The organism is Mesorhizobium sp. WSM4850 (assembly GCF_055811735.1).
In genome coordinates, this window is sequence record NZ_JBVVPV010000001.1 from 114,022 (window position 1) to 137,568 (window position 23,547).

The 23,547-nt window shown below is 64.0% G+C and carries 16 protein-coding genes and 1 riboswitch; of the genes, 7 read left to right on the forward strand and 9 right to left on the reverse strand.

Translation table 11 applies throughout. The features are described from left to right. Nucleotides 1-18: 18 nt before the first annotated feature. A complete protein-coding gene (locus AC0L2Z_RS00560) occupies nt 19-1,197 on the forward strand; it encodes a hypothetical protein (RefSeq protein WP_473626246.1) in 1,179 nt (392 codons plus the stop codon). Between the two features lie 295 nt (nt 1,198-1,492). On the opposite strand, the gene AC0L2Z_RS00565 is transcribed toward AC0L2Z_RS00560, so the two are convergent. The 9 genes from AC0L2Z_RS00565 to AC0L2Z_RS00605 all read right to left on the reverse strand — a co-directional run bounded on the left by AC0L2Z_RS00565 (nt 1,493) and on the right by AC0L2Z_RS00605 (nt 13,597). Further along, complete coding sequence (locus AC0L2Z_RS00565) at nt 1,493-4,741, reverse strand: winged helix-turn-helix domain-containing protein (RefSeq protein ID WP_473626247.1); 3,249 nt, start codon at nt 4,739-4,741, stop codon at nt 1,493-1,495. Nucleotides 4,742-5,257: 516 nt separating this feature from the next. After that, nucleotides 5,258-7,087, reverse strand: a complete 1,830-nt coding sequence (gene atzF / locus AC0L2Z_RS00570) for an allophanate hydrolase (protein WP_287226236.1) — start codon at nt 7,085-7,087, stop codon at nt 5,258-5,260. Next, nucleotides 7,084-7,434 carry a cupin domain-containing protein gene (locus AC0L2Z_RS00575; protein ID WP_287171716.1) on the reverse strand — a complete coding sequence of 117 codons (351 nt, stop codon included), beginning with the start codon at nt 7,432-7,434 and terminating at the stop codon, nt 7,084-7,086. Before AC0L2Z_RS00575 ends, atzF begins: the two co-directional genes overlap by 4 nt. Then, on the reverse strand, nt 7,427-8,095 hold the full coding sequence (locus tag AC0L2Z_RS00580; RefSeq protein WP_473626248.1) for a cysteine hydrolase family protein: 669 nt from the start codon (nt 8,093-8,095) through the stop codon (nt 7,427-7,429). Before AC0L2Z_RS00580 ends, AC0L2Z_RS00575 begins: the two co-directional genes overlap by 8 nt. After that, nucleotides 8,095-9,624, reverse strand: coding sequence for an ABC transporter ATP-binding protein (locus AC0L2Z_RS00585; protein ID WP_287171718.1), 1,530 nt, complete (start codon nt 9,622-9,624; stop codon nt 8,095-8,097). Before AC0L2Z_RS00585 ends, AC0L2Z_RS00580 begins: the two co-directional genes overlap by 1 nt. 9 nt (nt 9,625-9,633) lie before the next feature. After that, complete coding sequence (gene biuH / locus AC0L2Z_RS00590) at nt 9,634-10,335, reverse strand: biuret amidohydrolase (RefSeq protein ID WP_287049403.1); 702 nt, start codon at nt 10,333-10,335, stop codon at nt 9,634-9,636. A 25-nt stretch (nt 10,336-10,360) separates the two neighbouring features. Then, on the reverse strand, nt 10,361-11,287 hold the full coding sequence (locus AC0L2Z_RS00595; RefSeq protein ID WP_287218069.1) for an ABC transporter permease: 927 nt from the start codon (nt 11,285-11,287) through the stop codon (nt 10,361-10,363). Continuing rightward, the gene (locus tag AC0L2Z_RS00600) at nt 11,287-12,411 is read right to left on the reverse strand and encodes an ABC transporter permease (RefSeq protein WP_287171754.1); all 1,125 of its coding nucleotides are present in this window, start codon (nt 12,409-12,411) and stop codon (nt 11,287-11,289) included. The genes AC0L2Z_RS00595 and AC0L2Z_RS00600 overlap by 1 nt, the downstream gene beginning before the upstream one ends. A gap of 58 nt (nt 12,412-12,469) precedes the next feature. Further along, nucleotides 12,470-13,597, reverse strand: a complete 1,128-nt coding sequence (locus AC0L2Z_RS00605) for a BMP family ABC transporter substrate-binding protein (RefSeq protein WP_473626249.1) — start codon at nt 13,595-13,597, stop codon at nt 12,470-12,472. Between the two features lie 267 nt (nt 13,598-13,864). Here AC0L2Z_RS00605 and AC0L2Z_RS00610 point away from each other — a divergent pair, with 267 nt between their 5' ends. The 6 genes from AC0L2Z_RS00610 (at nt 13,865) to AC0L2Z_RS00635 (ending at nt 23,537) form a co-directional block, all read left to right on the forward strand. Continuing rightward, nucleotides 13,865-14,551 carry a GntR family transcriptional regulator gene (locus AC0L2Z_RS00610; protein WP_473626251.1) on the forward strand — a complete coding sequence of 229 codons (687 nt, stop codon included), beginning with the start codon at nt 13,865-13,867 and terminating at the stop codon, nt 14,549-14,551. 599 nt (nt 14,552-15,150) lie between these two features. Further along, complete coding sequence (locus AC0L2Z_RS00615; RefSeq protein ID WP_473626252.1) at nt 15,151-16,614, forward strand: hypothetical protein; 1,464 nt, start codon at nt 15,151-15,153, stop codon at nt 16,612-16,614. A 426-nt stretch (nt 16,615-17,040) separates the two neighbouring features. Then, nucleotides 17,041-20,208 carry a hypothetical protein gene (locus AC0L2Z_RS00620; protein ID WP_473626254.1) on the forward strand — a complete coding sequence of 1,056 codons (3,168 nt, stop codon included), beginning with the start codon at nt 17,041-17,043 and terminating at the stop codon, nt 20,206-20,208. Nucleotides 20,209-20,534: 326 nt separating this feature from the next. Beyond that, nucleotides 20,535-20,649, forward strand: a riboswitch (guanidine-I (ykkC/yxkD leader). A 99-nt stretch (nt 20,650-20,748) separates the two neighbouring features. Further along, complete coding sequence (locus AC0L2Z_RS00625; protein ID WP_473626255.1) at nt 20,749-21,813, forward strand: putative urea ABC transporter substrate-binding protein; 1,065 nt, start codon at nt 20,749-20,751, stop codon at nt 21,811-21,813. Between the two features lie 105 nt (nt 21,814-21,918). Further along, on the forward strand, nt 21,919-22,731 hold the full coding sequence (locus AC0L2Z_RS00630) for an ABC transporter permease (RefSeq protein WP_473626607.1): 813 nt from the start codon (nt 21,919-21,921) through the stop codon (nt 22,729-22,731). Beyond that, entirely contained in the window at nt 22,728-23,537 is an 810-nt protein-coding gene (locus AC0L2Z_RS00635) for an ATP-binding cassette domain-containing protein (protein WP_473626256.1), read from the forward strand. Before AC0L2Z_RS00630 ends, AC0L2Z_RS00635 begins: the two co-directional genes overlap by 4 nt. The last annotated feature ends 10 nt before the right edge of the window (nt 23,538-23,547 follow it).

Below are 23,547 nucleotides of genomic sequence, written 5' to 3' on the forward strand. Positions count from 1 at the left end.
GAAAACTGAGGATATTTCATGCAGCATTCGATGTGGACCTACCCCTGGGATGTCCAGGATCTGGGCTTGGAAGCCGTCGAACGCGATCTCGTCGAGCGCGCCGGGCTCAACATGATCAGTCTCGCAACCTCCTATCATGCCGGTCGCTTCCTGCAGCCGCGCAGCCCGCGCCGCAAAGCCTATTTCCCGGAGGACGGCACGATCTACTTCAAGCCAACCGCCGCCCGATGGGCCGATCTCGTGATCCAGCCGAAGGTGGCCGAAATGATCACGGAAGGTGGCGACGTTCTGGCCAAACTTATCCAACGGCGCGAGGCAGGCGGCCTCCAGGTGTCGTGCTGGACGGTCTGCCTGCACAATACCCGCCTCGGCATGCTTTATCCGCAGGCCGTCACCCGCAACGCCTTTGGCGATCCCAATTATTACAATCTGTGCCCGTCGCATCCGGATGCGCGCGCTTATGTCCGCGCGCTCGTCGCCGACGTTACGCACACTTATAAGCCGGACAGAATCGAACTTGAAAGCCCGTCTTTCATGGGCTTTGCCCATGAATACCATCATGAGAAGGATGGTGTCGGGCTGACGCCGGAAGACGACTTTCTTCTGTCGCTGTGCTTCTGTCCGTCCTGCCTCGCCCGCGCCGCTTGTGCCGGCATCGAAGGCCAGGCGGCGCGTGACCTCGTCAAGCAGTGGATTGCCGAGGCGTGCGAGCGCGCGGTGCCTGAACGGCGCTTTCCAGAATTTCCCGCAAGTGGCCTCGACACCTTTTTGCCCTGGCCGCATCTCCACGCCTATCTGTTGTGGCGGTTCGAGCCGGTGACCAGTCTTGTCGCCGAACTGCGCGAGGTTGCCGATCCGGGGACCCGTGTCCTCGTCATCGACCTGCGAGACGGCTGGCTCGGCGGCTGCGATCTGGCAGCGCTCGGCAAGGTCTGCGACGGGGCGATCCTTTGTGCCTACGACATGCAGGCCGGCGACGTGACGGGCCTTATGGCGGCTGGCCACACCGCGCTCGGTGCAGAGAAATTCCTCGGCGCCGGCTACCGGCTCTTTTATCCGGAAATGGCAGGCCCCGAAATTCTCGCCGCCAAGGTGAAGCCGGCGCTGGCGCCGGACGTCGACGGTATCAATTTTTACAATTACGGCCTTGTCCCCGCCGCACGACTCGATTGGGTGCGTGCAACACGACCTGGCTGAACAAAACGATCCGTGTGCCGCAGTCGAAAGCGCGTCGCGGCTGAATGGATTCATGCGAGGCGCTTTAAGTGATTGTTATGCATGACAGCGCTGTCCTGCCTCGCGACCTGTCATTTCCCTCGGCTCCATCACCTCGTGCTATCCAGGCCGGGCTGACGCGCAGCGAGCGGATGGACGCGATCGCTGGCCTCGTTCTGAACCTGGCAGCCCTTAGCAAACACCCTGCTCGGAGATTGAGGTGGCTGCCAGACCGACGACAGCCCGGTGTTTCGCCAGACAGCGCAAGACACCGTCTTCAGCGCGTGTGCCGCACAAGATAGGGTTCGACCAAGGCGCGTATTTCCGCAGCTGGCGCCGCTTCGCCGGCACCACGCAGCGCCCGTTCGTAGCGCGCATAGTCGTCGACCGCGCCTTCGACATCACCGCGCGACAGCCGCTCCCTGATCAGCGCCTTGTAGACGGGTCCGGCATCCGGATAGAGGTCCAGCGCCCTCAAATAGATCGAGCGCGCTTCCTGGACGTTCCCGGTTGTCTCCAGCCGCTGGCCGGTCCGCAATCCAAGATCGATCAGATCGCGACGCACTTTTTCAGCTGCGGCGAGCGACCAGAAGCTGGCTCGCTCGTGCAGGAACAACGGACCGGGGAATGCGAGGAACAGCGCTTCCGCTTCCGGTCGCAGCCCGGCCGCCTCGCCATTGGCTGTCGTTACGGATTTGAGCCGTGCATCCCAGTCGGCGAGGTCGACCCAGACCTTGTCCGACGCGAGGCGAAGCTTGCCTTCGCGCTGAACGATGAGGTCGGTCCGCCCGAGCAGCTTGCGTAGCCGATGCAGCGCCTGCTCGCATGCCGCCCGCGCCTGGTCGCCGTCGAGGTCGGGCCACAGCCAGTCCTGAACGGTCTCCAGCGAACAGGTATTGTCTTTCGAGATCGCCAGTACCCGCAGGATGTCGAGAGCCTTCGTCGATGGCTTGGCGCCGAGATTAAGAGGGTTTCCATCGAGTTCGAGCCGAAAGCCTCCGAGGACGTGGACCTTGAGCGGCCATGGCCAGGCCGTGGGCCGCCGTTGCGGCGCCTCCAATCGGCGTTCCCGGATAAGCGACCGGCAAAGCTTGGGCTCGATGCCGCGCTCAAGCGCATCGCCAAGCAGTTCGGCGAGCAATTCCGGAACGTTGAGGAGCACCATTGGCCAGCTGACGTCGCGCAGCGCCTCCATGAAGACCTTCAGCCGATCGCCGTAGCGTGGACCCTGGTCCCACAGGCTCTCCAGCGCGGCCGCTGCAAGAATGCATATCTCGGTTCGCTTGCGGGCGCCGCCGTTCAGCCGCGGCAGCAAGTCGCTGAGCAGCGCGGCGGCTTCGCGCGGCTTCCTGTCGGCGAGCAGCACCTGGAACTTCGTGATGCAGTGCGCCCAGCGCTCGACCATCGGCTCGTTGGCGGCCTCGCTCGCCGCCATGAAGCGCTCGCAATCCTCATAGGCGGCCGCGAAATCGCCTTGCCTGGCATGAAGCGCGGCATAGCAATTGGCGACGATGGCGACCTGTGTGCTGAAACGGCTGTCGGCGATCTCGGCCAGCCGCTCGACCACCTGGTCTAGCTCGGCAAAGTCGTTGCGGAACTTCATCTGCATCTGAAGATGATACAGGCCACCGAACTCCACACCCTTGAGCGACTCGCGCTCGCCAATCGCGATCGCCTCCCGCAACGCCGCTTCGGCCGACGGGTAGGGAAAACCCCGTCTCTTATACGGGAAGTAACGGCCGCTCTTGGCGCCAAACTCGACCAGCCACATGCCGAGCACCCAAGGCAGCACCTCCTTGTCGCTCAAATCCTCGACAACGCTGTCGACGGCCTTGGTGAACAGATCGGCCCGCATGACCGATACCGAATGCTCGATCAGCGTTTCGCTGGCAAGCAGCCGTAAGCCGCTTGGGTCGTGCTCGGGATTCCGGGTCAGCCGCTCCAGCAGTTCGGTTTCCAGCGCTTGCCCGTCCGGGCTGTTGCGGTAGTAGTCGTCGCCGAAGTTTAGCGCCCGCACCATGCCGATGCGCACCAGCATCGCTTCCTCGGAAGGCAGTTTTGGCAGGCCGCGCTCGATGATTTCGAACGCCCGGCGGGTCCAGGCCGAAAGACCCTCATAGGTGCGCCAACTGTCCGTCTTGACCAGAACCGCGCGCGACACCGTAAGACAAAGCCCGCGCTGATCGTCGGCCTCGTCAAAGGCATGCCATGCCTTCGACAGCCAGTGCTCTGCCGCGGCGTCGTTCGGCATGTGGGCCACGCCCAGCCAATAGAAATGCCAGCCGTTCATGAACGCTTCCGGCAACCGGCCGACCCATTCGATGAAGGTCGTTCGATGTCCCTGCGCCAAAACGGTCTCCGCCCGGCTCAGCATGAGCCCGCTCGCCTGGTCCCAGTCCTCTGCCTGCAAGGCGAGGTGTATGGCTTCGTCATATCGGCCGGCGTCGGCGAGGACCTTTGCCGCCCTTTGTTTGAGCGACTTCTGCTCTTCTGCCGTCACACGCTGTGCGAAGCGTCGGTCGAGGAAGTCCCGCAAGAGGTCGTGCAGGTGGAAAACGTCGCGGCTGTTTTCCGTTCGCGTGACCAGCAACTGCCGCCTGTAGAGCCTGTCGAGCAGCTTGCCCGCTTCGCTCGACCCGATCATCACGTCCGCCAGTTCGGCGCTGATTTCGGGCAGCAGATTGAGTTTCAGCAGCATGTCCTGGTCGGCGGCGGGAAGGGAAAGGAAGAAATGGCGGCCGAGAACGTCCGACAGGGCATTCTGCCCGCCGGGTGCTGTCCCGGTCGTGTCATCAGGGCCGACCGCCGAGCCGTGATCGGCGAGGAGAACCAGCCCGATCGCCCAGCCGCGCGCCGCTTCGACATCGACTGGAACGGCACCGTTCCTCGACCGCAGCTTGACGAAATCGCGTGCTTCCGATGTCGAGAATTCGAGCGCCCACCTGTCGACGACGGCCACTTGGCCCTTGAGAACGAGGTCGCCCAGTTCGTTGTGGGGCAGCGTGCGCGAGATGCAGATGCAGCGGACCGTGTCAGGAAGTTCACGGAACATCACCGAAAGCACCGCCCGGAATTCGGGCGTGTCGGCGTCCTGCAAATCGTCGAGGACCAGAATGGTGCCGGGCTTCAACCGCGCGAAGTAGGCTCTGAAGAAGCGCCTGGCGAATTCCTTCGGCTGCTCGGCATACTCGACGCCGAACACCGGCATGTCTCCAACCGCGGGTGAGGCGAGTGACTGCGCCAGATATTGAAAGAAGCGCGCGATATCCTGGTCGCCCTCGTCGATGCGGAACCACACATGCGGTGCCGCGACGCTTTCGAGGTAGTCGATGACCGCCGTCGTCTTGCCGTAGCCGGCCGGCGCGGCCACCCAGCATACGCTCGAACGCGATTTTTGACCGATCGCTTCGAGAACGCGGTTCCGCCTCAATATCCTGGCGCTGCGCGGCGCCGCCAGCTTGGCGATCCGGCCTGTGCCCGAGAGCGGGCGCCTCGCATCGGCGTCAATGGCGTCTAGGGCGGTCATCGGGGCTCCCGCTCGACCAATCATCGAGCGTCGGGTCGTGCCGTGATGACCGTCCCGCCGCCCAGATTGACCTTAGGGTAGCGCAATCGTGCGACAATTCGTAGGGGCTTCGCAGATGAAGCGGCAACGGCCGGGTGCAAGCGTCGCCTGGGTGCCTGCGCGACCTCGAGATCAGGCAGCAGACGCGGCCGAATTGCGAGCCGCAATCGGCGACCTCGCCGCGGCCCTCGACAGCAAACAGCGTGAAGGAAAACCTGACAGCACGAAGCATCTCCGGGCCTGATAAGTCCCGACGGAATCTGTTGGGGCAACTGCACGGCCTGTTCGCATCGCGACGCCTCCGGCGGTCGCAGGCGCGTGGCGACGCCTGCCAAATCACAGTGCAACTTTAGAGCACGCGCACATACGGATCGCTCGCGGAATTCGATGTGCTGGCTCGCCGTACCAACTGCAAGCCGAGCATCGCTGCTACGATTTGAGCTCGCGCTGACGTTGCCGGTGCGAACGACCGGTCGTTCAATCGGCCGGGACGCTTTCCTGTCGCTCTCCGTTGGCTTTTGCGATGAAGCTGCGCCAACCGCCATAGGCCGAAATGTCGATCGCCTCTGACAACCCGGCGGTCTCAACCAGAAAGCCTTTGGCCGATGTCCCGTCATCGAGCTCGATCGTGCCTATGCCGAGCGGCGGCGGGATCGCGGCCACGAAGCGTCCGAACGCGTCTGGTGAAAGCCGCCAAACCTCGACATCGATCGACTTCCCGTGGCCATCGGCAACACGCACGAGCCCTGGCTTGGGCACGGACTGGCCGGCGAGCGCATAGAGCTGATAGGAGGCAACCGTCTTGGCGGCCCTGCTCAATCGCGCGCCAAGCGCGCAGAGCTGGCCATTGAGCGGCATCCCCGACAAATGCGCGCCGACGACCACGAGCTCGATCATGCCGTCATCGACGTCAGGGGTCTTGGCGACGCAGGCAGGCATTGCCCAACCAGTCGCGCCAAGGCCGAGACCGCTGGCTCGATGGACATCACGGGCGAGCGCCGCCGTCAGGGCGTCCTTGCCGGCGGCAGCAAGCAAGGTAACGCTCATCGGCAGACCGTCGTCGCGCTTGCCCGTCGGCACGGCGATGCCGCACATATCGAGCAGATTGACGAAGTTGGTGTAGGTGCCGAGCCGGCTGTTGGTGACGATCGGATCGGCCAAAACAGTCTCCAGCGAATAGTGCGTCGGCGCCGTCGGCACGCAGAAAAGGTCGACCGAGGCGATGACAGGCGCGAGCCTGGCCTTGTGGGCCTGCAGCGCATAGAGGCCTTTGAAAGCATCCGCCGCGGAAAGTTTTCGTGCGCCGCCGATGATTGTGCGCGTTACCGGGTGCATGGCTGCCTCGCTCACGTCCATGAAATCCGCGATCGCCGCATAGCGCTCGGCCACCCAGGCGCCTTCGTAGAGCAGGTTGGCGGTAGCGTAGAAATCGCCGAAGGGAATTTCGATCAGTCGGCAGCCGAGCTGTTCCAGCGTCCGCAGCGCCGTTTCGAATCCCGCTTGCATGGCCGCGTCGCCAAAAAATTCCCGATCCGCTTTTACGGGAACCCCGACGGTCAGCGCGGATGGACACGGACCAAGCGGCGGCGCCGCGATAGCCTTCGAATAAGGATCGACGTCATCTTTGGCCGCCGCCGCCCTGAAGACGCTGTAGGCGTCATCGACGGTGAGCGCGAAGACGGAGACGCAGTCGAGCGTGCGGCAGGCCGGCACCACGCCTGTGGCCGACAGGGCGCCGACGGTCGGCTTCAGCCCGACGAAGTTGTTGAGGCCGGCGGGAATGCGGCCGGATCCTGCGGTATCGGTGCCGAGCGCGAAAGAAACAATGCCGTGCGCCGTCGCCACGGCCGAGCCGCACGAGGAACCGCCCGGCACCAGTTTCGGATCGATCGCGTTTCGGGGGACCGGATAAGGTGTGCGCACGCCGACGAGGCCGGTGGCGAATTGGTCGAGATTGGTTTTTCCGACGACCAGCGCCCCGGCCGCCCTCAGACGCGCGACGACGGTGGCGTCTTTCGCCGGCAGGTAGGCATATTCGGCGCAGCCGGCCGTGGTCGGCATGCCGGCAACATCGATGTTGTCCTTGACCGCGAACGGCACGCCCCAGAGCGGCTTTGCCACGGGATCGAACCCGCCGAGTGCGTCGGCTTCGGCGAACAGGTCCGCCTTGCTCGCCAGATGGATGAAGATGCCGGGATCGTCCGCTTTCGCTATGCGCGCAAACACGGTTTCAATAATGGTAGTGGCCGACATGCCGGAGGCATAGCTCGCGTGCAGGCTGCCGATATCGAAGCGGATGTCGCTCATTTGGCCTCGTCCAGAATGATCACCGGCAGATTCCACTGGATCAGCACGACGCAGCCGTCTTTCGTCCACACCGAATGCTCGGTCCCGACCGGGTTCAGGATCACACTTCCGGGAAGATAGTCGCCATTCTCGTCGCTCTGGGTGCCTTCCAACACAACGATGGTTTCCAGTGCGACATGGCGATGGCGCGGCACGCCGGCGCCGGGCCGATAGTTCAGGATCGCGACGGAGGGTTCGGCCGGTCCGCCCTTGAGCAGCCAATGCACCGTGATGCCGTCGCGAAAATGCTCGAATGCCAGATCACGCCAGACCCCATGGATGAGAACCGGGTATGCAATGTTAGGCATCGGCAATTCCTTTGAGCACCTGGTCCGTCATCGCCGTCCAGCCGACGATCGCGCCCTGCGCCCTGATCATGGCCAGTGAGGCCGCCTTGAACTCCGGAAAATAACTCTCCGTCGCATCCTCCGCCAGCAGGCATTCGTAGCCGCGGTCGTTGGCCTCGCGCATCGTCGTCTGCACGCAGACTTCCGTCGTAACTCCGGCGAAGACGAGCTGCTGCACGCCGAGCCGCTTCAGGTCCTCGCCGAAGCTGGTAGCGTAGAACGCGCCCTTGCCGGGTTTTTCGATGACGATTTCGCCAGGCAGCGGGGCTACCTCGTCGAGGATCGCCGTTCCCGGCTCGCCGACGACCAGCACGCGGCCCATCGGACCGACATCGCCGATTCGGATCGACGGATTGCCGCGATTGCGCTTGGCCGGCGGCAGGTCCGAAAGGTCCGACCTGTGGCACTCCATCGTGTGGATCACCGGCAGGCCGGCGGCGCGAAATCCCTGGATCAGCCTTTTGACCGTCGGCACGATCGCCACCACCCGGCCGACGTCATTGCCGAGGCTGGCGCCGAAGCCGCCCGGCTCGGCGAAATCGCGCTGCATGTCGATGACGACCAGCGCCATCGCCTCAAGCTTGAAGGCGAACGGAAACGGCAGCGCGTCGATCTCCGCCATCAGTGATGTCCCGCCATATGCTCGCCGATCGTCTGCACGCTCGCCTGTGCGATCGGCGTCTCATAGACCAGCGCGCCGTCGGACATGACGAAGATGCGGTCGGAGAGCTCCAGCAGTTCGTCGAGGTCCTCCGACATCAACAGCACCGCGGCACCAGCGTTGCGTGCCCGCATGATACGGGCGCGGATTTCGGCGACGGCGGAGAAGTCGAGGCCGAAGCAGGGGTTCGACACGATGAGAAGATCGACCTCGCCGGTCAGTTCGCGGGCGAGCACCGCACGCTGCACATTGCCTCCGGAGAGCGACGAAATCGGCGAGGCGAGCGAGGCTGTCTTGACCTTGAACTGCTCGACCAGCCGCGTCGCATAGTCCCTGATGGCGCTCATCCGGATCCAGCTTATCGGCTTGCCGGCCTCGTTCAGGTCGAAGGTCCGGAATGCCATGTTTTCCGCCACCGTCATCCTCGGCGCGCAGGCATTGCGCAACGGTTCCTCCGGGATGAAGCGCACATTGAGCGTGCGGGCTTCAGCGCGGCTGGCGCCGTAGGGCGATCCCTTCACCAGAACGTCGCCGGCATCACGCGTACGCTGTCCGGCAAGGACTTCTAGAAACTCCTTCTGGCCGTTGCCGGAAATACCGGCGACACCGACGATCTCGCCGGATTTCACATCGAGCTCGACGATATTGATGGTTTTCAGGCCGGTGCGGTCGGGCGCTTTCAGCGCCTTCACCGTCAGGATTTGCCTGGCGCCGACCGGCACTGGAGCGCGGCTGTCGAGCGCGGCGATCGGCTGGTCACCGATCATCATCGCTGCCATCTGCTTGTGAGACAAATCCGATACTTTCCCCGTTCCTGTCAGTCTGCCCTTGCGCAACACAGTGATGTCGTCGGCAAACGCCGTCACCTCGTGGAACTTGTGCGAGATCATCAGCACGGTGAGATCGCCCGCCTTGGTCATTCCGCGCACGAGGCCCAGCACTTCCTGCGCCTCGCCGGGGGTTAGCACCGACGTCGGCTCGTCCAGCACCAGAAAACTGCGGCCGAGATAAAGCTGCTTGATGATTTCGAGCTTCTGTTTCTCGCCGGCGGCGAGTTCGGCCACCTTGACGTCGAGCGGCAGCTTGAACGGCATCCGCTCCATGAATTGGGCAAGTGCGGCGCGCTCCTTGCGCCAGTCGATAATCCCCGGCACCTTTTCGCGGGAAATGACCAGGTTCTCCGCACCTGTCAGCGACGGGACCAAGGTAAAATGCTGGTAGACCATGCCGAGGCCGAGCGCCGAGGCGTCCTTCGGACCGGCGATCCCGATCTCGCGGCCGTCGACCAGAATGTCGCCGGCGGTCGGGTGATAAAAGCCCATGATGCATTTGACCAGCGTCGACTTGCCCGCGCCGTTTTCGCCAAGCAGCGCATGAAACGATCCCGCCGGCACCTTGATGGAGACGTCGTCCAGCGCGGTGAAGGCGCCGAAACGCATGCTCATGCCGATCGTCTCGACGCCAACCGCTCTTTTGCCGCGATCACTCATGATCGAACCTCATGGCAACTGGGCGACGAAGGACGCCGAATTGGACACCGCGCCGAACACGCCGCCTTGCATCTTGATCATCTTGATCGCAGCGAGATGGTTGTCGTAGTCGGTCGCCCCGCAGCAATCCTCCAGCATCACGCATTCGAAGCCGCGGTCGTTGGCTTCTCGCATCGTCGTGTGCACGCAGACGTCGGTGGTGATGCCGGTCAGCACGATGTTTTCGATGCCGCGCTGGTTGAGGATCAGTTCCAGGTCGGTGGCGCAGAACGAGCCCTTTCCCGGCTTGTCGATGATCGGCTCGCCTTCGGCCGGATAGAGGTCGGGGATGATGTCCCAGCCCGGCTCGCCGCGCACCAGGATGCGCCCGCAAGGTCCGGGGTCGCCGATGCCGGCATTGATGCGGCGCGAGCGCCAGCGCTTGTTGGCCGGCAGGTCGGCGAGATCGGGCCGGTGGCCCTCTCGCGTATGAATGATGGTGTAGCCCTTCGCCCGCATGGCAGACAGCACTGATCTGATCGGTTCGATCGGCGCCCGCACCAGCGAGAGATCGTAGCCCATATGATCGACATAGCCGCCCGGCCCACAGAAATCGGTCTGCATGTCGATGATGATCAGCGCCGTGTTGTCGGGCCGAAGCTCGCCATTGTAGGGCCATGGATAGGGATCGGCATCGATGTAGCGCTGCGTGACCTCGGCTCTGGCGTTCATTGAGAAAAACTCCAGTCTGGAAACGTCATTTGGTGATCGACAGTTCGCCCGGTGCGCCGGCCAGCGAACGGCTCGGCGACGAGGTGGCGATCATGATAACGAGGGTGAGAATGTAGGGTGCGGCGTAGAACAGATAGTAGCCTTGCGTGACGCCGACCGATTGCAGCGCCGGCCCCAGCGCGCCGGCCCCGCCGAACAGCAGCGCGGCGGCAAAGCAGCCGAGCGGGTTCCAGCGCGCGAAGATGACCAGCGCCACCGCCATCAGCCCCTGGCCCGACGAGATGCCTTCGGTCCAGCTGCCGGGATAGTAGAGCGACAGATAAGCGCCGCCGATGCCGGCCAGCGCGCCGCCGATGCCGGTGGCGATGAGGCGCACCGTATTCGGGTTGAGGCCCATGGCGCGCGCGGCATCGGAACTGTCGCCGACCACGCGCAGGATCAGGCCGGCCCGGGTGTTGCGGAAAGCCCACCACAGGAATACGGCAAGTGCTGCGCCGATCAGGAACAGCACATTGATGTTGAGCGCCGCCTGCACCTGCGGAACGTCGGACCAGCCGCCAAACGGGATGGCCGGCAGGTCGGGCGCCGAGGGCTGGATGAAGGGTTTGCCGAAGAAGAAGGCGAGACCCGAGCCGAACAGCATCAGCGCAATGCCGATGGCGATGTCGTTAACGCCACGGAATTTGCAGATCCAGCCGTGGAACAGGCCGAAACAAAGACCGGCCGCGGCGGCGGCCAGCAGGCCGAGCCATGGTGAGCCGGTCATCACCGCGACGGCATAGGCGGTCATCGCGCCGAACACCAGTGTGCCTTCGAGACCGAGATTGATGCGCCCCGAACGCTCGGTGATGGCTTCGCCCAGCGACACGAAGATGAAGGGCGTCGACACCCGGATGGCGCCGCCGAGCATGGCGAGCGGAACGCCCCAGAGGCCGATCTCGGTTGCGCCCATCAGGCAGTTCCCTTCAGGAGATCGGGCCTCTTCAAGAGATCGCCCCTCTGCCAGAGGTCGGGATTGAAGGCCTTGAAGCGGCCGTAGAAGGTTTCGCTGAACAGGATGACGACGAAGAGCATGCCCTGCAGCACCAGCACGGTGGCGTCGGGCAGGTCCATGCGGCGCTGGATCAACCCGCCGGAGGCGTCGATGCCGCCAAGCAGGAAGGCGACCGGGATGATGGCGAGCGGATTGTGGCGGGCGAGGAAGGCGACCAGGATACCGGTATACCCATAGCCGGCGGCGAGCGAGGCGTTGGCGCTGCCTTGCACGGCGGCGACTTCCAGCATGCCGGCAAGGCCGGCAAAGCCGCCGGCCAGCGCGGTGAAACCGACAATCAGCGGTCCAACGGCAAGTCCCTGCACCTGGGCTGCCCTGACATTGCCGCCAGCGATGCGGGCGGCGAACCCCCAGCGGGTCTTTTCGATCAGCAGCCAGGACAGAATGCAGGCGATGATGCCGACGACCAAGCCCCAATGCACGTCCATGCCGGGAATGTTGCCGATGCGGTAGGCCTCAGCCAACGGCTCGGTCGACGGTTTGTTGAGCGAGGCGGGATCGCGTAGCGGTCCTTCCACCAGATGGTTCATCAGGGCGATGGCGATATAGGCCATCAAAAGGCTCGATATGGTTTCGTTGACGGCACGGTAGTGGCGTAGCGCGCCGACGGCACCGATCCAGATGCCGCCGGCGGCCAGGCCCGCCACGCCCATGGCAAGAATAACGAAAAAGGCGGGGGCGCCGCTGGCGGCCACGCCCATGGCAGCCGCGGCAACGCCGCCCAGCACGATCGCGCCTTCGCCGCCGATGACGACAAGGCCGAGCCGGGCCGGCAGCGCCACGCAGAGCGCCGCAAGCAGCAAGGGTGCGGCCCGCGACAGCGAATTCTGGACCGAGAACCACGAGCCGAAGCCGCCGCGCCACATCGTTTCATAGAGCTGCGCCGGCGATTTGCCGACCAGCGCGATGAACAGGCTGAACAGGGCCATGCCGACAATCAGGGCCGCGAGCGGGATGACGAGGGCTTCCGCCCGCCGGGCGATCCATTCGAGCGCCGTCGGATAGCTTTTGGCGCCGAGCATCACTGGCACGTTCGCGCTGCTCACGGTGTCTGCCATGGCCCCCGTCTCCGATCCATGCTCAAGCGGTCGAGCCGACGACACCCTCGACGAGATAGTCCATGCTTTCCAGTTCGATCGCGGCGTCGACGAAGGTCTGGCCCTCGGTTGCGACGACGTCGCCCTTGTTGTTCTTCAACGGCCCCTTGATTACGGAAAAGCCGCCCTTCATCATTTCGGCGAGCGTGCCGTCGAACTGTGCGCGCGCCGCCTCGCTGACGGCGGGGCCGAGCGGGCTCATCTTGACGAAGCCGTCGGCCAGTCCGCCGCGCGTGAAATTGGGCAGCGGTTTGCCGGCCACGAGGTCGTCGACGAACATCTTGTAGACCTTCGCCCAGTTCCATTCCGCGCCGGTCAGGTATTTTTCGGGCGCCAGCGGGCTCTGATTGGCATGGTAGCCGCAGATGAAGGCGCCGCGCCCCGCCGCCGTTTCGACCACCACTTTCGGGCTGTCGACATGGCAGGTGATGACGTCGGCACCCTGATCGACCAGTGCATTCGTGGCCTCCGCCTCCTTGACCGCCAGCGACCATTCGCCGGTGAAGATCACCTGGCAGGTGATTGCCGGGTCGACCGAGCGTGCGCCGAGCAGGAAGGAGTTGATGTTGAGCAGGACCTGCGGAATGGGCTTTGCCGCGACGAAGCCGATCTTCTTGGTCTTGGTGGCGTGGCCGGCGGCGACGCCGTTGAGATACTGGCCCATGCCGATATAGCCGAAATAGGAACCGGCATTCATCGGATGCTTGTCCTTGTTCCACATGCCGCCGCAATGGCGGAACTGCACGTCGGGGAATTTCGCGCACATGGCCAGCATGTGCGGATCGAAATAGCCGAACGAGGTCGGGAAGATCAGCGAGGCGCCGTCGAGGTTGATCATCGATTCCATCGACTTCTGGACATCGACCGTTTCGGGGACGTTCTCCTCCTCGACCACGGAGATGCCCTCGATGGCCTTCAATGTGGCGGCACCCTCGGCATGCGCCTGGTTATAGCCGTAGTCGTCCTTCGGTCCGACATAGATGAAGCCGACAGTGACGGCAGCGGCGAACGCCCTGCTGATCGGGAATGACGCCGAGGCCAGGCCAAGCGCCGCTCCGGCGGCGGAGGTCTTGAGCAGATCGCGGCGGCTAAGCATGAATCTCTTGGTCATGTGAATGCTCCCTGTTGAACCCTTTCCGGGTCGATGAATTCCCTTCTCGTAAAGTGCATGCAATCGCCGTGCCAGTTCAAAAGCTGGATTTTATCCAATTAAATCAGTTAGCTGGCTGATTAGCCGTGCTCAAGCGAAAGGCAATTGCATACACTTTTTGCCTTTCAATTAGCCAGTTTGACAACCAGATTAAAATAAAGGCATAGAGGGGTGCCCGAGTCGAAACGAAAAAGACTGGACGGAGGAGAATTGTCGGGGAAGCGCAGCTTGATCAGATCGGGCACGACCGTCGATCAGATGGTGAGGGCGATCGGTGACCGGATCGTCACCGGCTTCCTGCGCCCCGGCGAAAAGCTCGACGAGGCCTCGCTGGCTGCCCGTTTCGATGTGTCACGCACTCCCGTCAGGGAGGCGCTTGGCCGGCTGAGCGCCATGGGGTTGGTCGAAAGACGTCCCAACCGCGGCGCCACCGTCGCCGTGGTGACGCAGGAGCATCTTGCCTCGATGTTCGAGAGCATGGCCGAGCTTGAAGCGATCTGCGCACGATTCTCGGCCGAGCGCATGACTGCCGGCGAACGCCGCGCGCTCGAAATCGAGCACCAGGCATCGGCGCGCCTTGTGCAGTTGGGTGCGGAGGAGGACTACGAGTATTTCAACACCGAGTTCCACACCCGGCTCTATCGCGGCGCGCGCAGCAAGCACATCTATGAACTGACCGTCATGACCCGCAGCCGGCTGGCGCCGTTCCGGCGCGCGCAATTCATGCTGCCGGGCCGCTTGGCCAAATCCTGGCAGGAGCATGACGTCATCGTTACCGCAATCATGCGCGGTGACAGCGCCGCCGCAGGACAGGCGGCCAAGGATCACGTCTCCATCGTCAGCGAGGCGAGCGCCGTCTTTGCCGCGGTTGACCCGATGAAACCGGCGGTGGATTCGATCGGGATGTCTTCCTAGTGGACAAAACCTGACGCGTGGTACCCGAAACGGAATACCGTTTTGACCCCGAGGCGACCTATGTCTTGCGTGTAGCGAATGGCCGCTTCGCGCCTGATGTCGGTCGTTGGACTGATTGTGGCCGCCATCCAGGAGCGGATATCCGTCGCCTAACACCCTGATCGACCAGTGCATTGGTGGCCTCCGCCTCTTGACCGCCAGCGACCATTCGCCGGTGAAGATCACCTGGCAGGTGATTGCCGGGTCGACCGAGCGTGCGCGTCAGTTGCAACTTCACGAGTAGTGGAATGCCACGTGGTCAATATCGGTCCCCAACGTGAGCCCGTCTTCGATCTCGAATCGGCGGCGGCCATGCTCGAAGCCAGCGGCGACCACAGGGTTTTGAGCTGCCGTCGTTGTCAACAAACCCCACAGGCGCTAAGCTCCACGCTGGGATCAGGCAATGGAAAGTACCGATGCCGGAGCAAATGCACGCCAGGTTTTTCCATCGGCTTGTCGCCCTGTTTTTCATCCTTCTTCTCGGCGCGCATCCCGCCAGCGCCCAGAACCGCCTCGCTCCGACCCCGCTGTTCGACACTCCTGGCCTTGCCGCCGAGGCGTTGAAAGCCATCGCCGAGCGCATCGGGCGCGAGCCGCGGGTCGCGCTGGTGGATATCCGGGGCTCTGAGATAACTGTGCATGTGCAGGGCGCGCGCCCCCATCATCTCGACAAGTGGACCTGGATACGCGGCCGCGGCTTGATCATGGGCATGACGACGCAGATCCGCGGCCCGGAGATCGCCCAGCCGCTCGTAGCGACGCTCGACCCGACAACCGTCCTTTTTCCACTCGAACGCCTGCCGCTCGACGACCTGCCCGCACTGATCGACCGGATCTCGCCCCGCGCCATGCTTGAAGAGCCAGCACTTCCGCAGTCCATTCGGATCGAGCGGCAACTCCTGCTCGTGGGCGGCACCCGCTTGGGCGAGGCGCGGATCATGGTCCACTGGAACACCGGGCGCGAAAGCTCCTACGTTTACCTCAACATGGACGGCAGCATCCACACGGCCGATGTCTCGGGCACCTTTCGCGCCCGCGGCCTCGACATGGCGCGGGATGACTGGCATCTGCCGATGGCGGCGCAGGATCTCGCCTTCTTCGGCACCCACCGCAGCATCCTTCGGGTCGAGATCGAGCCGCGAGACATCGACGTGAGCTACATGGACCCGCAGAGACGCAGCCAGACGACGGGCATGCGCTGGACGCTGAACGGCCTCAGCGTGAACGCGCCGGTCATGGAGATGCCCGCCACGATGCGGACGCCGACCGAGGATGTGTTCGCCTTCACCGATATCGACTTCGCAATGCTGCCCGCGCTCAAGGCGGCGGCGCTGGAGAAGGTGAACGAGCCCGGCATGCGGGTGCTGAAGATAGTGGCGAACCGTCCGATCACCAGCATAGGCACGCCACAGCTTGTCTGGACGCTCACCGTCGGCGATCCTGCGAAGCAGGGAAACTGGATCACCCGGACCGAGGGCGAGGCATGGCAGGTCGTAGCAAGCCCTGCCGGCGAGATTCTTCGGGTTATCCTTCCCCCCGGCCGACGCCCGTCGGTGGATTGGTGGACGCCCGCCAACCTACGCGACGTGATCGACCGGCTCGTTTCCACCTTTCCGGTCAGCCATCCCTTCCGCGAGATCGTGCTCGATCCCCAAGGCGGCAGGGCTCATGCCGTCGACGGGGGCGACCCGACGCTGTGGCGGGAATTCAGCATCAACGCGCACGAAATCTCCGTGTCGTCCATTGGAGGTGGACGCCATGACGGGGTGGACGGGACATGGTTCACGCTAGATGCGCTCGATGGCTACAGCACGGAAGTGATTTTCGACCTCGTCTCGCGCACGTTCGAGACTATGAGCCTGCCCGATGGCTACATATCCAGGTTGACGTTTTCGCGCGGGAATACCTGGGTTCGGCCGCCAGAGGAGCAGGTGATGCTGGAAATACGGGTGGAGCACGGAATGCGCGGCGGCCGGCTCACCTGGCTCGCCGACGGGACGGAATTGGACCGTGTGATGCCATGAGCCGCGGTCAGTAATCTCTCATCGGGTGATGACAACGGTCACGCCGAGCAAGCCATGGAGAGCGTCGAATCTGCAGGCTGAATCGTGCGGGTGAAACCCGCTTATTGTTCAAGACCGACTTTTTAGTAGGGTCAGCACGGCTGGCTCACCCGAAAGTCCGCTATCCGGCATAAGATGAGCTCGGGAAGGTCCGACGACTATCACAAGTACTGGTTCCGGCCAATGTCGGCTTTCAAGAAGAGAATTCGGCTCCGGGGTCACATTTTGGGTCAGTCAGGGACCTCGGACTTACCGGATCGAACGTCCGCTGTCGCTTTTTTGGACCGTCACGGGCCTAGACATCAGGATGCTCTCGGCGGTGCTTCTGACGATGGGGACAATCCCGCAAGGAATCCCGGAGGATGTGAGTCATGTGGAGGATAGGCCATGAAGTGGAAGTCGCTTCGATCAACTGCGCTCGCCGGCCTCACCGTGGCCGCGATTCTCCTGGAGGCGCGGGCTGTGTTCGCCGTCGACGAAGAACCGTTGAACCTGCTGCGGCTCACGTCGGCGAAGGTCGAATCGACCACTTCTCCCGCCGACGTGACTGCGATCGCGCGGTTGACAGACGGCGACGCGAAGACGGTCGCGGAGATCAACGCGACGGAAGCCACACCGCTGGACGTCACGTTCACGTTCGGTGGAGGCGTTGTGGCGCCGGAGGGGATCAGGGTCACGCTGCCGGAGGGCTCGGGCAGCGCGGCAGCTCGCGTGGAGATCCTCGTCTCGACGGCGTCGGCGCACGCCGGGTTCCGGTCCCTTCGCACTGACCCGCTTGCGGCGGAGGGCAAGCCGCAGACGTTCGAGTTCCCCACCACCGCGGCGCGCTGGATCATCGTGCGGCTCGCGCCGCAGCCCGGAGCGCGCAAGGTAGCGGCGGCGGAAGTGGAGGTCATCGGTCGGGAGGGTGAGCCGAAGAGCCACTACGCGTTCGCCGAGTCTCCGGCGAAGGCCTTCGACGTGCTCACGCGCCTCGAGAAGACGACATCACTCAAGCTGGCGGTCTCCGACGAGGAGAAGGCGATGTTCGCGAAGGCGAAGGCGGGGCGCTTGACGCCCGTGGAGTTCGCTGAGGCCGCGCTGCTGGCGTCGGGCGTAGTCGACGCGGGGAAAAGGAAGAAGTACCTGAAGCGCCTGGACGCGTTGGAGCAGCAGGCTCGCGCGGCGGTGGCGAACGCGCGCACTCCCGCAGCCAAGGGCGAGGCGCTCCTCCAGTGGCTCCACAAGGGCCCGATTTCGAAAGGCTACGTGGCGCGCCAGACCGGCCTCTCGGTGATCTTGGATACGGGTACGTTCAATTGCGTGTCGTCCGCCGTGCTCTACAACGTGCTCGCGCTGCGGCTCGGGCTGGACGTGCGCGCGATCGAGGTGCCCGACCACGCGTTCTCGATCCTCTACGACGGCACGCGGCACATGGACGTGGAGACAACGAACGCCAAGGGGTTCAACCCCGCTAGGGACAAGGCCGCCATCGCCAAGTTCGAGCAGATGACCGGCTTCCGCTACATCCCCGACGCGCACCGCGACCAGCGCCGAGAGGTCGAGGAGGCGGGGCTGGCGGCGATCATCTACTACAACCAGGGCGTGTTGCTCTCGGAGGCGAAGCGCTACCACGAGGCGCTCGTGGCGAATTTCCGGGCGATGAGCCTCGACCCCGAGTTCGGCTCGGCGGTGAAGAACGCGCTGGCCGTGCTCGCGAACTGGGGAGCGGAGCTTTCGCGCGACGGCAAGTTCCAGGAGGCCCTGGAAGTCGTGACGACCGGCCTCGCGCTGGCGCCGAAGGACGCGGCGCTCGTCAATAACCACTCGGCTGTTTGGAGCCAGTGGGCGCTCAGCGCGGTGGACGCCGGCAAGCCGTCCGAGGCGCTCGCCATCCTCGAGCGAGCGGCCGCCGCGGTGCCCAGCGGGGGGTTCGAGGGGATGCAATCGCTCGTGTACATCCGGCCGGCGGACATACGGATGCGGGAGGGCCGGTGGGAGGACGCGCTCGCGGCGGCCGTGCCGGGCTTCGAGGCGCTCGCGGGCGAGCCGCGCAAGGAGCTCGAGAAGTGGCTCGGCTACTTCGGGCAGGAGTGGTCCGCCGCGCTGGCCAAGAAGGAGGGTGAGGCGAGGGCCCTTGGGGCACTGCGCGGTTTCGTGGCGCGCTTCCCCGGCAACGAGCACGTGACTTCGGCGGCGGACAGCCACGTACGCCGGATGGCGTTCGGGTTGGCCGACGCGGGGAAGTTCGAGGAGGCGCTCGCGGCGATCCAGGGGGCCAAGGATTTGATGAAAGACACAGCGGGCGTCCGCGAGGCGTCGCTTTACGTCTACGACGACTGGGCGAAACGCCACATGAAGGACGGTCGGTGGGAAATGGCGGCGGATGTGTACGTGAAGGGGTTGGCGGCGTACCCGGGCGAGGGGCTGTTCAAGGGCAACGTGGCGTATCTTGCGCAGGAGTGGACGAAAGCCGCCTACGCGAAGGGCGGCGCGAACGCGGCGGCCGAGGTGATGAAGTCAATGGCGGAGCGGTTTCCGGGGCTGACGGGCCTGTCGAAGAGTGGCGGGAATGAACTGCAACGGGCCGTAAACGCGCGCGTCGAGGAGGGGAAGTACGAGGAGGCGCTCGCGGCCTTGGAGAAGGGGCGGCAGCTGCTGGAGGATAGCGACGCGGAGCAGACGTACCTGTACGTGTACGACTTCTGGGCGAGGAACCGCATGGAGGCCGGTGCGTGGGAGGAGGCCGCGGACGTGTACCTGAAGGCGCTCGCGCGATATCCAGAGGCGGGCATGCTCAAGCAGAACGTCGCGTACCTGGGCCAGGAGTGGACGAAAGCCGCCTATGCGAAGGGCGGAGCCCCGGCGGCCGCCGCGGTCGCGAAGGCCCTCGCGGCGAAGTTCCCTGGAGTCGAGTCCATCGGGAAGTCCGGCGGCCAAGGGGCGGCCCGTGTAGTCCATGACTCGATTGGAAACGGGAAGTTCGAGGCCGCGCTCGCGGCCGTGGACCAAGGGAAGGAGTTCCTGCCGGGAAACGAGGCGCAGGAGCTCTACTTCGCGGCGTACGACGGCTGGGCCAAGCGTTACATGCAGGACGGCCAGTGGGAGAAGGCGGCAGACGTCTACGAGGCGGGTCTCGGGCGGTTCCCCGCGATGGAAAAGCTTCAGGGGAACATCGGGTGGTTCGCGCAAGAATGGGCGAAGGAAGTGGCCGCTGGGCAGGGGTCGGACAAGGCCGTGGAGGTTCTGCGAGCGTTGAAGCAGAGGTTCCCGGGCCTGCAGGACGTGGCGCGATCGTCGAAGAACTACCTGAACAACAATGTGAACGCTCTCGTGCGGGACAACAAACACGAGGAGGCGCTCGCTGTGATCGAGAGGCTGAAGGACCTGGCGGAAGGGGAGGCGGACGTGGAGAGACTCGCAGTGTTCGCGTATGACCGGTGGGCGAGGAGGTTCATAGACAAGAAGGACTGGGATGGGGCGATTGCGATCTACGACAAGGGCCTCGCGCGGTATCCGGACCAACGATTGTTCGAGCAGAACAAGGCGTATTGCATCGAGCAAAAGAGCAGGTAGGAGCGGGCTGTCCGCTCACGGGTGGATCCGGCGCCCGTATGCCTCCCAGAGAGGACCCGGGTGTAGGGGGCAGGGACGGGGAGTTGCTAATGGCATCAAGTCCAGTCCCGCACAAACTGGACGAGAAAACCAAGCAAATCTCGGGGCCGTGTGTTTTGGGGGAATGACGTGAGGTGACCACTAGCAGCAATCAGGCAAACTGCCCAATCCGTCGGCGATGCGATGATTTTCGCGTCACTCGCGCGAATGCTCGATGCCTCACAGCTCCACAAATGCCGGCCTTTTGGCCTGTTCGGCATTGGCATGCTCCTTGCTTAGTTGGTGATGTGCAGAGCGTCTAGGGTTCCGGCCGCAACACAGCGGTGCTGGTCCAAGAGATGCGACCGCCAGGGATGCACTGAGGCATCCGGCGGAACACGGCGGGCCAAAATCCCGGGAGAACCCTGCACGGGTTTGCTGGCGCGAACCTCTCCCGGATGCGCGCTCGCAAACCCCAACATCAAGTCCGGTCGCAATCCGGATCGCGAACAGGGGTACGCAATGCTTCGCAAGCTGGCCGCAATCATCCTAGCCGCATCACTCGGCCTTCCCATCGCTTCCGCCGCCGACGCAGCGCCCAAGAAAGACTTCAAGATATGCTGGTCGATCTATGTCGGCTGGATGCCGTGGGGCTATCTCGCCGACAGCGGCATCATGAAGAAATGGGCCGACAAAAACGGCATCAATGTCGAGATCACCCGCATCAACGACTATGTCGAAAGCATCAACCAGTATACGGCCGGCGGTTTCGACGGCTGCTCGATGACCAACATGGACGCGCTGTCGATCCCCGCCGGCGGCGGCGTCGACACCACCGCCTTGATCATCGGCGACTTCTCCAACGGCAATGATGCGGTGATCCTCAAGGACAAGGCAGCGCTCGCCGACATTGCCGGCCAGAAGGTCAATCTCGTCGAGCTCTCCGTCTCGCATTACCTGCTGGCGCGGGCGCTGGACACGGTCAAGCTCGCCGAGAAGGACATTACCGTCGTCAACACGTCCGACGCCGACATGGTCGCCGCCTATGGCACCAGCGACGTCACCTCGGTCGTTACCTGGAATCCGCTGGTTTCCGAGATCGTCGCCATGCCGGGTGCGCACAAGGTTTTTGATTCCGCGCAGATTCCCGGTGAGATCATCGACATGATGGTCGTCAACACCGAGACGTTGAAGGACAATCCGGCATTGGGCAAGGCGCTTGTCGGCGCGTGGTACGAGGTGATGGAGCTGATGACCTCCGACACGCCGGAAGGCAAGGCAGCCAAGGAGGAGATGGCCAAGGCGTCCGGCACCGACCTCGCCGGCTTCGACGCGCAGCTTGCCTCGACGGCAATGTTCTTCGACCCCGCCAAGGCGGTCGAGTTCACCAACGGCAGCGAATTGCCGAAGACAATGGATCTTGTCCGCAACTTCCTGTTCAGCCACGGCATTCTCGGCACCAATGCGACGAGTGTCGACGTCGTCGGCATGAGCTTTGCCGATGGATCGACGCTGGGCGACGCCAAGAACGTCAAGCTGCGTTTCGATCCAGCGTTCATGGCCGAGGCGGCAACCGCAACGCCCTGACCCGACATGCTGGCCAAGGGAATGAGTGCCATGGATGAAGCCTCCGCGACGGGCGGTGAGGGCACCACGCGCCCTTCCCGGCCAAAGCCGAGGGTGCGCCTTCGCATGATCAATGAGAAGGTTTCGCGCGGCGGCGCCTTGTTCCTCGGCGGCTTGCCGTTCCTGTTCGTGGCGATCGCCTATCTGATCGCTTCGGCGCAACGACTGGCGGTCAATCCCAGCGACAAGCTGCTGCCTTCGCCGGTACAGATGTGGTCGGCCTTTCTTGACCTTGCCACGGTGCCGGACAAGCGCTCGGGCGACCTCATCCTGTGGGTCGACACCTATGCCAGTCTCCTCAGGCTGTTCGCGGGCGTGGGCGTTGCCACGGTCGCCGCGCTTTCGCTCGGCATTGCCATCGGCTTCATCCCGCGGGTGCGGGCGTTCCTGCTGCCGTTCGTCACCGTCGTTTGCGTTATCCCTCCGCTGGCGCTGCTGCCGATCCTGTTCATCGCGCTCGGCCTCGGCGAAACGGCCAAGATCACGCTGATCGCCGTCGGCGTCGCGCCGGTGATGGTGCGCGACATCGCCAACCGGGTGATGGAGTTGCCACCAGAACTGGTGGCCAAGGCGCAAACGCTTGGCGGCAACAGCTGGACCACGGTCTTGCGGCTGGTGCTGCCGCAGATCATGCCGCGCCTCATCACTTGCGTGCGGCTGGCACTCGGGCCGGCCTGGCTGTTCCTGATCGCCGCCGAAGCCATCGCCTCGACCGAAGGGCTGGGTTACCGCATCTTCCTCGTCCGCCGCTATCTCTCGATGGACGTCATCCTGCCCTATGTCGCCTGGATCACGCTGCTTGCCGTGATCACCGACTGGCTGCTGGTGCGGCTGTCGCGGGCAATCTCCCCTTGGGCGCATCCGGTGGAGGCCAGATGAGTCGCATCGTCGTTCACGGGCTGGAAAAGAGTTATGGCGATGCCCGCGTGCTCGAGCGGGTCAACGTCACCGCCGAAGCCGGCGAATTCCTGTCGCTGGTCGGCGCCAGCGGCTGCGGAAAATCGACGTTCCTGCGCATCCTGCTCGGCCAGGAGCAGCAGAGCAGCGGCGTCGTCATCGTCGGCGATGGCCCGATCGTGCCCGAGCCGACGCCACAGCGCGGCATCGTCTTTCAGCGCTATTCGGTGTTTCCGCATCTGACCGCCATGCAGAACCTGCTGCTGGTCGAAGACCTTCGCTCGGGCGGGCCGTTTGGCCGCGTCTTCGGCGCCAGGCGCAGAAACGCCAGGCAACAGGCCGAGGCCATGCTGGCGCGGGTTGGCCTTGCCCATGCGCGCGACCTCTATCCGGCATCGCTCTCCGGCGGCATGCAGCAGCGGCTGGCGATTGCGCAGACCTTGCTTGGCCGTCCGCAGATCCTGCTTCTCGACGAGCCGTTCGGTGCGCTCGATCCCGGCATCCGCGTCGAGATGCACGACCTGCTGACCGAGCTGTGGACCGAGCATGGCATGACGGTGGTGATGGTCACCCACGATATCGGCGAGGCCTTCAAGCTCGGCACCCGCGTGCTGGTTTTCGATAAGGTGCGCCACGATCCGCAGTTCCCGTCGGCTTACGGCGCGACGATCACCTACGATCTGAGGCTCGATCGCAAGACCCGGGCTTCCTCTCATCACTTGGCCAAGGTGGCCGCGATGGTCGGGACGACCCGGCCGGATACAGCAATGGCGACGACGGCGTCGTAACGGAGAGTTT